The organism is Brachybacterium sp. p3-SID1565 (assembly GCF_025143785.1).
Lineage (GTDB): Bacteria > Actinomycetota > Actinomycetes > Actinomycetales > Dermabacteraceae > Brachybacterium > Brachybacterium epidermidis.
In genome coordinates, this window is the sequence record NZ_JAMBDS010000008.1 from 45,004 (window position 1) to 59,160 (window position 14,157).

The following is a 14,157-nucleotide window of genomic DNA, read 5'->3' on the forward strand; positions in this document are numbered from 1 at the left end:
CCCGGCGGTTTCCTGCCGGGACTGGAAAAACTCGGGGTGGGGGGCGGCGCAAAGAGATACCAGCCCGGGTATACTTCGCGCCATGACCGTGCCGCTCCAGGATGCCCCCCGGGTGCTCCGCGCCGCTCGCGAGGATGCCGGGATGACGCAGCGTGCTCTGGCCGAGGCGGTCGGAGCCCAGCAGCCGCACATCGCGGGCATCGAATCCGGGCGTCGAGCGGTCTCCGCCGAGATGCTCGCCCGATTGCTCGCCGCGGCGGACTACCGCCCCTCCCTCGCTCTGGCCGCTCATCGGGACGAGCTGCTGGCCCTCGCCGCGCGGCGGGGACTCCACCACGTCAGAGTCTTCGGCTCCGTCGCCCGAGGATCGGACCATCACCAGTCTGATGTCGATCTCCTGGTGTCCCGGGACCCTGACTCCGACCCCCTGGACTATGCGCTCTTCGTCGCCGACGCGTCCGACCTGCTCGGCTTCCCTGTCGACGTGGTGATCGACGGGGTGGAGACGCCCGAGCACCTCCGGGAGACGGCGGTGCCGCTGTGAGCTCGGCAGACGATTCCCCGTCGGCGCGGGACCGGTGGCGGATCCAGGGCCGCGCCGAGTGCGAAGCCCCCGGTGCGCCCTCGCCCGCGGAGGCGCTGCTGGTCGAGCTCGACCGCATCCAGGTCCGCCTCGACGATGTCATCGAGCAGGGGCGCCCGGCCTTCTTTGAGGGCTCGGACAGTTATGACCGGGCGACAGTGGCCGTCATCCGACTCGCCGCGCTGTTCGAGGAGCCGAGCCGCTTCGCACCATTCCTCACCGCAGTGGCGGACGACGAGCGCCGGGGGATCATCACGACCCGGAACATCGCGGCACACAGCGGCTACCGGGCGATGGACGCCGACCTCTTCTGGCAGACCACCACGGAGTACCTGCCGGGCGTCATCGCGCGTCTCCGCACTGAAGTCGAGTCGGCTCCCTGACGGCGCAACTCACCGAATTGTCCGCTGTGCTTCCAGCACTGGAAGCACAGCGGGCAAAACCGTGAGGGGCGGGCCTCAGCAAGCCAGCTCACCGGCTCACCCCTCGAGGATCACCTGCTCCAGCTGCTCCTCCGGCATCTCGTCCACCGTGGGCTTGCGCAGCACGAAGAACACAATGCCCAGCACCACCCAGGCGGCCAGGGCGATCAGCGGCTCGGTGGCCAGGGCGCCCGGGGAGCCGGGCACGATCAGCAGCAGCAGGAAGCCCACCGACAGCACCGCCCCCACGATGGCGATCACCTTCGCCAGCTTGGTCTTTCCCGGCGACCAGCCGTCTTCCTCGGCGATCTTGAACGCCACCAGGCAGGTGACGAAGTAGGCCACGGTGACGCCCACGGAGGTCATGTCCACGATCCACAGCAGCGCCGAGCGGCCGAAGAACGGGGACGGAGAGGCGATCAGGATCGCTGCGGTCACCGCCACCACCGGGGTGCCGAAGCGGTGGCTGACCCGCCCCAGCACGGGCGGCAGCATCCGGGCCCTGCCCATCGTCATCAGGATCCGGCTGGCCGAGACGGTGAACCCGTTCAACCCGGTGATCACGCCCATGAACACGGCGATCACCACCAGTGCGCGGCCCACCGGGCCCAGCATCGCGGTGATCGCATCGGCCGTGGCCCACACGGAACCGTCGACGCTGCCGCCGGCGTGGGAGGCCGCCACCGAGGTCACCAGGATCATCGTGAGGTAGATGGCGCCGGAGGCGAAGATCGCAGCCACGATCAGGCCCATCGCCTTCTTCGGGGAGAAGTTGAACTCACCGGCCGCCTGGGGCACGTTGTCGAAGCCCACGAACGCCCACGGCGCGAACGCCACCATGACCGCGATCGCCGCGAGCGGGGACACCTCCGCGGGGAAGCCCCGATACAGCGGCACGGGGTTCTGGAGGTACAGCACCGCGGTCCATACCAGGATGATGGCCACCGCCGCCATCATGATCACGCAGGCGTAGAACTGGAATCGTCCCGACAGCGCCGCGCCACTGGCGTTGAGCGCACCGGCGATGATCATCGCGGCCAGGGCCACCACCACCTCCGGGGCGTGGATGTCCCAGCCGGCGATCGTGTACAGGTAGCCGCGCTCCATGACCGAGGGGAACAGCTGGCGGAACACCAGGGTCATCGCCGAGGCGTTCAGCGCGATGATGCACGCGTACGCCAGAGCCAGGAACCAGCCCACCACGAAGGAGGCGTACCTCCCGAAGGCGTGCAGCGTGAAGGAGAGCTCCCCACCGGTGACGGGCAGCGCCCGGATCACCAGACCGTAGGAGACGGCGATGATCGCCATCAGCACCGTGCCGATCGCGAAGCCGATCAGGGCACCGGCGGTGCCGCCGTCGGCGAGCCACTCCACCGGCAGGATGAATGCACCCCAGCCCACGGCAGAGCCCAGCGCGATCGCGAACACCCACGCGGGCTTCATGGTCCTCTCGAGCTTGCGGGTCTCGGCGTGCGCGGTGGCGTCGGCCGGGGCGGGCGCGGGGCTGTCCGATGCGGACATGAAGAGGCTCCAGTAATCCGGGGGCGTGACTGGGGACACACACTACCGGCGTTCGGCCTGGCCGGAGACCGACACCTCCGCCGCTGTTCACAGGGGAGGGCGCTGAGGTGGAGCAGGAACCCCCGGGTGCGGAGGCGACTTCCGGGTGTCGAACTTCGTGCTCGCCAATCGTCTTTCAGCCCACGTGATCAGATCCAGGACCTCGCCCGACACATACGCGTGACGACCGGAACCGATCGACCGTCGAGTAAGGATCTCAGCCTCATGCAGCTCATCAAGCGCACGAAGTGCAGCAACCCTGGACACCCCGTGGATCCTCTGCGCCGTATCGACGGTGAGGACGGGTGTACCCACCATGTCCGCCAGGATCAACGCTGTGGCGGAATCACTGCGAAGTGCTCGTTGACTCCCCCGCCGCTGGCGCGACGCCGTCAAGCGCTGCTCCCACTCCTCCCGGATCTCCGACAGCTCTCCGGACAGCGTGACGGCCTGTTCGCTCGCCAGAAGGGTCACCTCCGCGAAGAAGCTGATCCATCGCTCACGACCACTGCCCCCGCTCCCCCGGCCCTCGACGTCACGGAACTGCTGAAGATGATCGACGTACCTGTCACGCAGCGTCGAGAGCACGAGGCTCACGGGGAGCACCGAGTCAGGGGTGAGACCTCGCCGGGTGAGAACCGAGTGGATCAGAGCTCGACCAACCCGTCCGTTCCCGTCGGTGAAGGGGTGGATCGTCTCGAACTGGGCGTGGACGAGTGCGGCCTGCACGATAGGTGCGTGCGAGGCACCGTTCATGTAGTCCACGAGGTCCTGCATCGCCGGTTCCACACGGACCGCAGGAGGCGGGACGAAATCCGCGTCGAGTGGATGCCAGTCGGATCCACCGATCCAGTTCTGGACGTCCCTGATCCCGTGATGGTGGGGTTCATCGCGCAGCAGGCTCCGGTGCAGGTCGATGATGCTCTCCACGGTCACCAGCGGCGCGCCGACCAGGCGTGTGGTCGCCTCACGAACCAGTGTCATGTTGTTGGCGACCATCTGTGCCGGTGCGCTGACACCCTGAACGGTCTCACTCTGGCCGAGTTCGGCGAGCGCCACCTGCCGCGCCGACGGCGCGATCCCCTCGATCCGCGATGAAGCGATCGCCTCGGAGCGCAGCAGGAACCTGGAGATCGCCGGGAGGTCATCGCTAAGGCCGGTCAACGACCTGACCTTCGACTCCGCCGTGGCGAGCAGATGTTCGGCCTCCCGACCCAGCACGAGAGGAGCCTGGACGAGAGTGTCGGGAACATACGCGAGGAACGGCCCGGAGCGCCGGTCGCGCCGTGGCAACCCCGACACCGCGGACGACTGCCATTCCTGTTCTTCCCACGCGTTCATGTAGTCCTCACCCGGCCGCTGACACCTCGATGATGTTCGGATAACTCTTATCCTTACATCTCGGGGCGCCGCCCGCCCGGTTAACCGCTACCTGTTCCTGACTTCTCCCAGGCAACGGCGCCCCACATGGTGCTCGCCCTCACCCCCGCTGCAGGTACTCCCCCAGCACCTGCCTGTGGTCCCGCACCTCGAAGCCGGCGGCCTCGATCTTCGCCAGGTCCAGCGTGGAGTTGCGCGGCCGGGGCGCCACGGTGCCGTCGCCCTCGGCCTTGCCCTGGGCGGCGTAGTACGCGCCGGTGCTCACCGGGTGCACCCGTGCGCGGTCGTGACCGGTCAGGGCGAACACCTCTGCGGCGATGTGGGCCCAGCTCAGCGACTCCCCTCCCCCGCTGAGGTTGTACACCCCGGGCTGCGGCCGCTGCGTGAGCAGGTGGTCGATCGCGGCGGCGAGATCACTGGTGAAGGTGAGGCGGCCGATCTGGTCGTCCACCACAGTCGGGTCGATCCCCCGCTCGGCCAGCTGCGCCATCGTCCGTACGAAGTTCGTGCCCTCGCCGATCACCCAGCTGGTGCGCACGATGTAGTGATCCGGCACGGTGGCGACCAGCTGGTCACCTGCGGCCTTGGTCTGCCCGTATACGCCGAGCGGACTGAGCGGTTCGGCCTCGTCGTGCAGCTCGCGCTCACCGTCGAACACGTAGTCGCTGGAGACGTGCACCAACGTGGCCCGCTCCCGCCGGGCCGCCTCCACCAGGCGGCCCACACCGGTGACGTTCACCGCCCAGGCCTCGCGCCTGCCCTCGGGGGTCTCCGCGGCATCGACTGCGGTGTGCGCGGCGGCGTTGACGATCACGGCATACGGGGAGAAGTCGAAGGCCGCCACGCTCGCGGCGTCGGCGATGTCGAGCTCGTTGCGATCCACGGCGTCGACGTCGGCCCGGCCCTGCCAGCGCTCGGCGAGCGCGCGGCCCAGCTGGCCGCCAGCGCCCACCACCAGGGTGCGGCGCGGCGGCACCGGCGTCACCTCCGAAAGTCGGGGGTGGGCCTTGTCCTTCTCGGACAGCTCCGCCTGCTCCAGGGGGATGGGCCAGGGGATCGCGGCGGTCTCATCGGCCAGGTTCAGGAAGGTGTACTGGGCCTGTGCGGCTTCGGACCAGTGCGCGCTGACCAGGTAGGTGTACGCGGCGGGCGCCTCGAGGGTCTGGAAGGCATTGCCCACCCCGCGCGGCACGAAGATCGCCGTATCGGGGGTGATCTCGTGGTGGTAGGTGGCCCCGAACGTCGGCCCCTCGCGCAGATCCACCCAGGCGCCGAACACGCGGCCGGTGGCCACGGAGATGTACTTGTCCCACGGCTCGGCGTGGATGCCGCGGGTGACGCCCACGGCCTGGTTGAAGGAGATGTTGTTCTGCACGGGGCCGAAGTCCGGCAGCCCGGCGGCCACCATCTTCTGGCGCTGCCAGTTCTCCTTGAACCAGCCGCGCTGATCGCCGTGCACAGGCAGGTCGATCACCAGCAGTCCGGGGATGGGGGTGGAATGGACGGCGAGCGGCTTGGTGGTCATCTCGTGCCCCCTCACTGGCCGGTCGCGGCGTACTTGGCCTCGGTGGCCTCCTTCTGGGGGCGCCACCAGGCCTCGTTGGCCCGGTACCAGTCCACGGTGGCGGCCAGGCCCTGCTCGAAGTCGCCGTAGGCGGGCTTCCAGCCCAGCTCCTCGCGCAGACGGGTGGAGTCGATCGCGTAGCGCAGGTCGTGGCCGGGGCGATCGGCCACATGGTCGTAGTCGCCCGCGTCGCGGCCCATGATCTGCAGCAGCAGCTCCACGACCTCCTTGTTGTTCTTCTCGCCGTCGGCGCCGATCAGGTAGGTCTCCCCGATCTGCCCGCGCTCCAGGATCGCCAGCACCGCGGAGGAGTGGTCATCGGCGTGGATCCAGTCGCGCACGTTGGTGCCCGCCCCGTACAGGCGGGGGCGGATCCCGTCGATCAGGTTGGTGATCTGGCGGGGGATGAACTTCTCCACGTGCTGGCGGGGCCCGTAGTTGTTCGAGCAGTTGGAGAGGGTGGCCTGCACCCCGAAAGAGCGCACCCACGCGCGCACCAGCAGGTCGCTGCCGGCCTTGGTGGCCGAGTACGGGCTGGAGGGGTTGTAGGCGGTGGTCTCGGTGAACCGCTGCGGGTCATCGAGTTCCAGGTCCCCGTAGACCTCGTCGGTGGAGATGTGGTGGAAGCGGGTGCCGTGCCTGCGGACCGCCTCCAGCAGCGTGTACGTGCCGATCAGGTTGGTGTGCAGGAACGGGGAGGGGTCGGCCAGCGAGTTGTCGTTGTGGGACTCGGCGGCGTAGTGCACCACCGCATCGGCCTGGGCGACCAGCGGGTCCACGGTCGCCGCGTCGGCGATGTCCCCCACCACCAGGCGCATCCGCTCCTCCGGCAGGCCCTCCAGGGAGGCCCGGTTGCCGGCGTAGGTGAGCGCATCCAGCACGGTCACGGTGTCATCGGTGTGGGACAGCACGTGGTGGACGAAGTTGGAGCCGATGAAGCCGGCTCCACCGGTGACGAGCAGGTGACGAGAGGCCACGGGGACTCCTAGCGCGAGGGTGCTTTTCTGCCATTGTGGCACCGCCTGCCGCGCAGGGCGGCGCAAGCACGGGACGTGCGCTCGCGGCGGGGCGCAGTCCGCCAGCGGGGCGCAGTCCGCCAGCGGGGCGCAGTCCGCCAGCGGAGCGCAGCTGTCGTTTCAGTGCCCTGCAGCCGCGATTCACGCCCGCTCGCGTCGCTGCCGCCCCCTGATTCCGCGCTTCCGCCTCAGCCCGCGTTCCCGGAGCGGTCGGCCAGTTCCCGCTCGAGCACGTCCAGCAGGTACCGCCCGTACCCGGACTTCACCAGCGGCTCCGCGCGCTCGCGCAGTTCCTGATCGCTCAGGTAGCCCATGCGCCAGGCCACCTCCTCAGGCGCCCCGATGGACAGGCCCTGGCGGTGCTGCACGGTGCGGATGAAGTCCCCAGCAGCGGCGAGGTCATCGAAGGTGCCGGTGTCCAGCCACGCGGTGCCGCGGGTGAGCACCTCGACCTGCAGGGTGCCCTCCTCGAGGTAGCTGCGGTTGAGGTCGGTGATCTCCAGCTCGCCCCGGGCGGAGGGGGTGAGGGCCTCGGCCCGGGAGACCACGGTGTCGTCGTAGAAGTACAGGCCGGGCACGGCGAGGTTGGAGCGGGGCCGGGCAGGCTTCTCCTCCAGGGAGAGGGCACGGCCGGTGTCGTCGATCTCCACCACGCCGTAGGCGGTGGGGTCCTTCACCCAGTAGCCGAACACGGCGGCTCCGTCGAGCTCACGGTAGCGGCGCAGCTGGGTGCCCATGCCCTGCCCGTAGAACAGGTTGTCGCCCAGCACGAGAGCCGCCGGGCCGCCGTCCAGGAAGTCCTTGCCCAGCACGAAGGCCTGGGCGAGGCCGTCCGGGGAGGGCTGCACCACGTACTGAAGGTTCACGCCGAAACGGGATCCGTCACCGAGGACCCGCTGGAACGCGGCTTGATCCTCCGGGGTGGTGATGATCAGGATGTCGCGGATCCCGGCGAGCATCAGGGTACTCAGCGGGTAGTAGATCATCGGCTTGTCGTACACCGGCATCAGCTGCTTGGAGACGCCGATGGTCAGGGGGTGCAGTCGCGAGCCGGTGCCGCCCGCCAAGATGATTCCACGCATGGCGCCAGTATGTCAGGGTCGGGCAGGTGCGCCGGAAGCACCCCGACCTGCCGCCACCACCTGCTCCAGGATCCCCAGATACCGCGCAGCGAGCACGTCGTCATCGGCGTGGGCGGCCACCCAGTCCCGGCCGCTGTCCCTCCCGGCCGCCAGGGAGCGGTCAGCCGCGAGGCGGGACCACAGCGTCACCAGGGCGTCCTCGTCCTGCGGGGCCAGCACATCCCCCGCGCCGGCCTCGCGCACCACGTCGGCGGCCTCCCCGTCCAGCAGGGCGGTGATGTGGCGCCGGGTGGCCAGCAGCTCGTACAGCTTGGAGGGCACGGTCCACGCGAAGGGCTCCCAGTCGCGCAGGGACACCACCACGGTGTCCGCCCACGCGTACTGCTCCTGGACCTCGGTGTGCGGGATCCGGGACAGCACCTGCACCGGCGCGCCCAGCTCATGGGCGAGGGCCGCGAGCGCGGGAGCCTCCACGCCGTGCCCGATCATCCGCACCTGCACCGGCACGCCCCGGGCCCGCAGCCGGGCGGCGGCCCGCACCACGGTCTCCAGGCCCTGGGAGCGGCCCATGTTGCCCAGGTACAGGCAGCGCAGCTCGCGGTGGTGCCCGCGCGGGTGATCGAGCTGGGCGCGCACCCCGGCCAGGTCCGTGCCGTTGCGCACCACCCGGGGGTCGTCGATGCCGCGCTCGCGCAGCACCTCGGCGAAGCGAGCGGTGGTGGTCACCACCACCTGCGCGCCCTGCTGCCAGCTGGTCACCGCATGGTGCACCGCTCCCTTGGCCCGGCCGATCGCCAGCCCCACTGCCCGCCGCAGCGGGTCCGGGCGCGTGTGGGGGGCGAGCTTCACGGGCACCGCACCGGCGGGGCCGACGTGGGTGACCAGGTCCGGCCAGGCATCGCGCATCTCGGCCACCAGCGGCACCCGCCAGCGCAGCGCCAGCATCCTGCCCACCAGCAGGCTGGGGACGGCGGGGGCGGTGGCGATCACCACGTCGGGCCGAGTGGAGGTGCGGGCGAAGCGGCACAGCAGCCGGCGCAGCGAGTCTGCCGCGGCCACGGCGTGGTCGGCGGTGCGGGTGCCGATGTCGGAGCGGTGGGGCAGGTACGCGGTGCGCAGCACGGTCTCCCCGTGGTCTCCGCGCTCGACGGCCCCCACGCGGTGGGCGCGGCGCTGCTGCGGGGTGGGCCTGCCACCCGGGTAGTGCGGAACCGGGGCGGCCACGGTGACCTGGTGCCCGGCATCGACGAACCGCTGGATCAGGGCGGACCAGCGCCGCTGCGGTGCACCGAACTCGGGCGCGTAGTAGTGCGTGATCAGCAGGATCCTCATGCCCGGGGCGCCTCCTCGATGCCCAGGGCGCGGGCTGCTCGCCGCAGGGTCTGCGGATCGGCGTGCGCGGTGGGCGGCGGCGGGTCCCCCGCGCGGGCGGCGGCCGCATCCACCACCAGGGTGATGTGCTGGGAGGGCGTGCTGAACAGCTCGGCGAGGGAACCGGGAGCGATGGCGACAGCGGGCAGCAGCACGGCGCGGCCCCGCAGGCGGCCGATGGTCACGGTGATGGCGGCCAGCTCCCCGGTGGCATCGGTGAGGTAGATGTCCCGCACCCGGCCCACGTGCTCGCCATCGCTGCCGCGCACCGATGCGCCCGACAGCTCCTGGACGTGCTCGGGCGCGGGGGTGCTGCGGGTCACCGGCGGTCGACCTCCTCGACGGGCGCGGCCACGACGGACCCCCCATGCCTGCGCCGGCAGCGGCGACCGCGCCGCGACCGGCCGGGCTGTGCTCAGCCCTTCAGGTAATGGTGCACCAGTCGGCGCACATCCTCCACCGGATCGGTGGTGACCGAGGGCTGCAGCGGGCTCACCGACTGCTCCCTCACCGCCAGACTCAGCAGCAGGGAGAAGGTCGACCGGGCGACGAAGGCGGGGTCGGCGTCGGGCGCCAGGCGGCCGGCCTCCTGGTAGGCGGTGAGCACCGACTCCAGGATGTGCTCGTGCACCAGGCGCAGCCGCGCGATGCGGAAACGGCCCGGGTGCTCGGGGTTGACGATCTCCGCAGCCAGCGTGGACAGCAGGCCCATGAGGTGCTGGGTGGGATCCCAGGGCCCGGCCAGGGCGGCATCCAGCGCGGCCGGGCTGCCGGAGAGCTCCTCGACCGAGTCCAGCAGTCCCTTGGCGTGGGCCTCCAGGCGGTCGATCACCGACCCCAGCAGCACGTCCTTGGAGGCGAAGTGGTGCAGCATGCCCGGGTGGGAGATGCCCACGCGGCGCGAGATGTCCCGCAGGCTGGACCCGTGATAACCGCGCTCGGCGAACAGCGCCGCGGCGCCGTCAAGGATCTCCTCCCGACGGCTGGGGGCCTGCGGGGTGGTGGGGCCGGCGGTCTGCACCGGGGTGTGGACGTTGCGGATCTCCTCGGGCTGTTCCGCAGGCTCGGTGATGCCCTGGCTGAGCGCTCGCAGCGCCCGCGAGATGGGGTCGTAGTCCCCGACCGGCTGCGGGGCGGGGTCGATGACCTCCTCCCCCGCGCGGTCCGAGAGGAAGGCGGCCAGCGGGGTAGGGCCCGGGCGGCCGTTGGCCAGCGGGCTGAGCTCGGACATCGTCATCGGTGGTCCTTCCGCGCGAGCAGTTCGGTGATCTGGATGGCGTTGAGAGCTGCACCCTTGCGCAGATTGTCGGCCACGGCGAACAGCACCAGACCGCGACCGTCGGGAACTGACTGGTCCTGACGGATGCGGCCCACGAAGGTGCCGTCGCGACCGGCGGCGTCCAGCGGGGTGGGCAGGTCGGTGACGGTCACACCCTCGGCCTGCTCGAGCACAGCGCGGGCGCGCTCAGCATCCAGGGGCCGTTCGAACTCGGCGTGCACCGCCACGGCGTGCCCCGTCATCACGGGCACCCGCACACAGGTCCCGGCCACCGGCAGCTCCGGCAGGCCCAGGATCTTGCGGGACTCGTGGCGCAGCTTCTGCTCCTCGTCGGTCTCCCCGGAGCCGTCCTCCACCAGGGAGCCGGCCATCGCCAGCACGTTGAAGGCGATCGGGGCGACGTACACCTCGGGCTCGCCCAGCTCGACGGCGCTGCCGTCGGTGGCCAGCTGCTCCATGCGATCCGCCCCGGCGCGCAGCTGGGCGGCCAGCTCGGCCACGCCCTTCACGCCGGAGCCGGAGACGGCCTGGTAGGTGGCGATGGTGAGACGGGAAAGGCCCGCCTCCTCGTGCAGCGCCTTCAGGGTGGGCATGGCGGCCATGGTGGTGCAGTTGGGGTTGGCGATGATCCCCCGGGGCCGCTCGTGGATGGCCTCGGGGTTGACCTCGGCCACCACCAACGGCACCTGGTCGTCGCGCCGCCAGGCGGAGGAGTTGTCCACCACCACAGCACCGGCCTCCACGAAGCGGGGCGCGAGCGCCTTCGAGGTGGAGCCCCCGGCGGAGAAGATCGCGATGTCCACCCCGCCGTTCGCGGCCAGATCCGCCGCGGCGGCATCCTCCACCGGCAGCTCCAGGCCCGCGTACTGCACCGTGGAGCCAGCGCTGCGAGCGGAGGCGAAGGCACGGATCGCGGAGTGCGGGACGGCGCGCTCGGCCAGCAGGGCGAGCATCACGCGGCCCACCTGGCCGGTGGCGCCGACCACGGCGATCACGGGCCCGTCGGGCGCGTAGCCGGGAGTCCCCGTGAAGTCGGGGGCGGCAGGGGAGTCGGGAGTTGCAGTCACGTCAGCAGTCGCAGTGAAGTCGGGGATCGCAGCGGAGTCCGGCGTGGCGGGGATGTCGGACGTGTCGGGCGCGGCTGCGCCAGGGGCGGCGCTGCGCGGATCCTGCGCGGTCATCGGCCCGTCCCCCCGTACACCACGGCCTCGGTCTGCTCGGTGTCCAGGCCGAAGGCCGTGTGGATCACGCGCACCGCGTCGTCCAGGCGGGACTGGTCGGTGACCACGGAGATGCGGATCTCCGAGGTGGAGATCATGTCGATGTTGATGCCGGCCTCGCCCAGGGAGCGGAACAGGGTGGCCGAGACGCCCGGGGAAGACTTCATGCCCGCTCCCACCACCGACACCTTGCCGATCTGCTCGTCGTAGCGCACCTCGGTGTAGCCGATGGCCTCATGGGCTGCCTCGATCGCCGCGATCGCGGCCGGGGCGTCGGCCTCCGGGAGGGTCAGGGAGATTGCCACGGTGTCATCGGTGGTGGAGGTGTTCTGCACGATCATGTCGATGTTCGCACCGGCGGAGGCGACCACGTCGAACAGCAGCGCGGCCCTGCCGGGGATGTCCGGCACCTCCACGACGGTGATCTTGCCCTGGCTGCGATCATGCGCGACGCCCGAGATGATCGGGGCCTCCAGACCGGGGACAGCGGACTCGTCCACGGGAACCTCCTGGGTGGGGACGGTGGGGCGGGCAGGGGCGGCGGGATCCGAGGGGTCGGATGGCTCAGAGGCGTCGATGCGCACCGTATCGGCGTCGGCACCCCGAGTGCCCGCCGCGTCCCACCGAGTGGTCGGGAATGTGGCGTCCGTGCTGGTCGCGGGCGCAACGGCCAGCTCCACGGCACGCCTGACGACGCCCGGATCGATCGGGATCTCCCGCTGCAGGTCGTCGGTGACGATGGTCCCGGGCAGGCCGGAGTACGAGCTGCGCACGTGCAGCGGCACCCCGTAGCGCCGCGCGTACTCCACACTGCGCACCATCAGGATCTTGGCGCCGTTGGCGGCCAGGTCCAGCATCTCCTCGCAGGAGATCAGCGGCACCCGACGGGCCGAGGGCACGATGCGCGGATCGGCGGTGAACACGCCGTCCACGTCGGAGTAGATCTCGCAGACGTCGGCCCCCAGCGCCGCCGCCAGCGCCACCGCGGTGGTGTCCGAGCCGCCCCGGCCCAGGGTGGTGATCTCCTTGCTGAGCTGGGAGACGCCCTGGAAGCCGGCCACGATCGCGACGGCGCCGTCGTCGATCGCGTCGCGGATGCGACCGGGGGTGACCTTCTGGATCAGGGCCCTGCCGTGGACGCTGTCGGTGATCAGCCCGGCCTGGGAGCCGGTGTAGGCGCGCGCCTTGACCTCCAGCGCGTTCAGCGCCATCGACAGCACCGCCATCGAGATCCGCTCCCCCGCCGTCAGCAGCATGTCCAGCTCGCGCGGCGGGGGCGTGGGGGTGATCTGGGCGGCGAGGTCCAGCAGCTCATCGGTGGTGTCCCCCATCGCGGAGACCACCACGACCACCTGGTGACCGGTCCGGGCGTACAGCGCGATCCTGTCCGCCACGCGCTTGACGGACGCCGCGTCGGCCACGGACGACCCGCCGAACTTCTGGACCACCAGGCTCATGGGGCGACTCCTCGGGTTGCGGGGACGATGCGGGGCCGACCGGGCTGGAAGGGCTGTGAGGGGTCAGGGATCCCCTGGCCAGGGTGGCACCGGTGATCATTCTAGGATCCACAGGGCGCTCGTGTGCGCCGTGTTCGCGCGGATGAACGCGGATGTCGCCGTGCGCGATCCCCGGCCCGACCACCGGTGATGCACAGGTGTCGGTCGAGGGGCCGGGCAGGCCTGCTATAGGTTGAGCCGGTACCCGGGCTATAGGTTGAGCCGGTACCTGGGGCTGCTGCCAGGCACCCACGCACACCGCGACGGAGGGGCATGATGAACGCTCGGCGACCGCTGATCGGCTGGCTGCTGATCGCCCCGAGCCTGATCGGCGTGAGCGCCTTCCTGATCCTGCCGGTGGTGCTGGCCTTCGTGATCTCGCTGTTCCGCTGGGACCTGCTGGGCACCCGCCAGTTCGTGGGACTGGAGAACTACACGAGCCTGGTCACCGGCGGCGCACTCACCAACTCCCTGCTGGTCACCGCCATCTTCACGCTGATCTCGGTGCCGGTGTCGCTGGCGGTGGGGCTGCTGCTGGCCACCCAACTGGTGCGGGCCCTGCCCGGCTCGGCGATCGTGCGGGTGATCGTGGTGATCCCCTGGGTGTGCGCACCCCTGGCCCTTGGCGTGGTGTGGAAGTGGATCTTCCAGCCGTCGGTGGGTGCGCTGAACCAGATCCTGGGCGTGCGGATCGAGTGGCTCACCGACCCGCAGCTGGCCCTGCCGGCGGTGGCCTTCGTGGCGATCTGGCAGAACGTCGGGTACATCTCGCTGTTCTTCCAGGCGGGGCTGGGCAAGATCCCCACCTCGATCTACGAGGCGGCCACCCTGGACGGCGCCGGGTCATGGCAGCAGATGCGGCACATGACCATCCCCCTGCTGCGCCCCACCACGTTCTTCCTGGCCATCACCCAGGTGGTGGCCAGCTTTCAGGTGTTCGACATGGTGTACGCCCTCACCGGCGGAGGCCCCCAGCACCGCACCGAAGTGATCGCCACCCTGATCTACAACGAGGCCTTCGTGGCCTCCCGCCTGGGCCGCGCCAGCGCCGTGGCGGTGATCCTGTTCGTGATCCTGGTGATCATCACCCTGGTCCAGCAGCGGTACTTCTCCCGCCGCATCACCTACGACATGAGCTGAGAGGAGGCAGGGACGATGACGACAGCGAACACCGACGGCGCTCC

At 70.5% G+C, this 14,157-nt stretch carries 13 protein-coding genes; 3 read left to right on the forward strand and 10 right to left on the reverse strand.

The annotated features are described in order from the left end of the window. Window positions 1-82 precede the first annotated feature (82 nt). A complete protein-coding gene (locus M4D54_RS03630; protein ID WP_259783537.1) occupies window positions 83-544 on the forward strand; it encodes a helix-turn-helix domain-containing protein in 462 nt (153 codons plus the stop codon). After that, window positions 541-966: an antitoxin gene (locus M4D54_RS03635; protein ID WP_259890308.1), complete on the forward strand. Its 426-nt coding sequence runs from the start codon at window positions 541-543 to the stop codon at window positions 964-966. The genes M4D54_RS03630 and M4D54_RS03635 overlap by 4 nt, the downstream gene beginning before the upstream one ends. A 96-nt stretch (window positions 967-1,062) precedes the next feature. On the opposite strand, the gene M4D54_RS03640 is transcribed toward M4D54_RS03635, so the two are convergent. The 10 genes from M4D54_RS03640 to M4D54_RS03685 all read right to left on the reverse strand — a co-directional run bounded on the left by M4D54_RS03640 (window position 1,063) and on the right by M4D54_RS03685 (window position 12,934). Next, window positions 1,063-2,526, reverse strand: coding sequence for an APC family permease (locus M4D54_RS03640; RefSeq protein ID WP_259890309.1), 1,464 nt, complete (start codon window positions 2,524-2,526; stop codon window positions 1,063-1,065). 87 nt (window positions 2,527-2,613) lie between these two features. Further along, window positions 2,614-3,906 carry a Fic family protein gene (locus M4D54_RS03645; protein WP_259890310.1) on the reverse strand — a complete coding sequence of 431 codons (1,293 nt, stop codon included), beginning with the start codon at window positions 3,904-3,906 and terminating at the stop codon, window positions 2,614-2,616. A gap of 139 nt (window positions 3,907-4,045) precedes the next feature. Further along, a complete protein-coding gene (locus tag M4D54_RS03650; protein WP_259890311.1) occupies window positions 4,046-5,470 on the reverse strand; it encodes a bifunctional dTDP-4-dehydrorhamnose 3,5-epimerase family protein/NAD(P)-dependent oxidoreductase in 1,425 nt (474 codons plus the stop codon). An 11-nt stretch (window positions 5,471-5,481) separates the two neighbouring features. Further along, the gene (rfbB, locus tag M4D54_RS03655; RefSeq protein ID WP_259890312.1) at window positions 5,482-6,486 is read right to left on the reverse strand and encodes a dTDP-glucose 4,6-dehydratase; all 1,005 of its coding nucleotides are present in this window, start codon (window positions 6,484-6,486) and stop codon (window positions 5,482-5,484) included. Between the two features lie 227 nt (window positions 6,487-6,713). Continuing rightward, a complete protein-coding gene (gene rfbA, locus M4D54_RS03660) occupies window positions 6,714-7,607 on the reverse strand; it encodes a glucose-1-phosphate thymidylyltransferase RfbA (RefSeq protein ID WP_259890314.1) in 894 nt (297 codons plus the stop codon). Window positions 7,608-7,619: 12 nt separating this feature from the next. Continuing rightward, window positions 7,620-8,939 carry a glycosyltransferase family 4 protein gene (locus M4D54_RS03665; protein WP_259890315.1) on the reverse strand — a complete coding sequence of 440 codons (1,320 nt, stop codon included), beginning with the start codon at window positions 8,937-8,939 and terminating at the stop codon, window positions 7,620-7,622. Next, window positions 8,936-9,301, reverse strand: coding sequence for a PRC-barrel domain-containing protein (locus M4D54_RS03670; protein WP_259890316.1), 366 nt, complete (start codon window positions 9,299-9,301; stop codon window positions 8,936-8,938). The genes M4D54_RS03665 and M4D54_RS03670 overlap by 4 nt, the downstream gene beginning before the upstream one ends. 92 nt (window positions 9,302-9,393) lie before the next feature. Beyond that, window positions 9,394-10,215, reverse strand: coding sequence for a TetR/AcrR family transcriptional regulator (locus tag M4D54_RS03675; protein WP_259890317.1), 822 nt, complete (start codon window positions 10,213-10,215; stop codon window positions 9,394-9,396). Continuing rightward, window positions 10,212-11,438: an aspartate-semialdehyde dehydrogenase gene (locus tag M4D54_RS03680; RefSeq protein WP_259890318.1), complete on the reverse strand. Its 1,227-nt coding sequence runs from the start codon at window positions 11,436-11,438 to the stop codon at window positions 10,212-10,214. The genes M4D54_RS03675 and M4D54_RS03680 overlap by 4 nt, the downstream gene beginning before the upstream one ends. Then, the gene (locus tag M4D54_RS03685) at window positions 11,435-12,934 is read right to left on the reverse strand and encodes an aspartate kinase (protein WP_259890319.1); all 1,500 of its coding nucleotides are present in this window, start codon (window positions 12,932-12,934) and stop codon (window positions 11,435-11,437) included. Before M4D54_RS03685 ends, M4D54_RS03680 begins: the two co-directional genes overlap by 4 nt. A 315-nt stretch (window positions 12,935-13,249) precedes the next feature. On the opposite strand from M4D54_RS03685, the gene M4D54_RS03690 reads away from it, so the two are divergent. Further along, entirely contained in the window at window positions 13,250-14,113 is an 864-nt protein-coding gene (locus M4D54_RS03690; protein WP_228020037.1) for a carbohydrate ABC transporter permease, read from the forward strand. The last annotated feature ends 44 nt before the right edge of the window (window positions 14,114-14,157 follow it).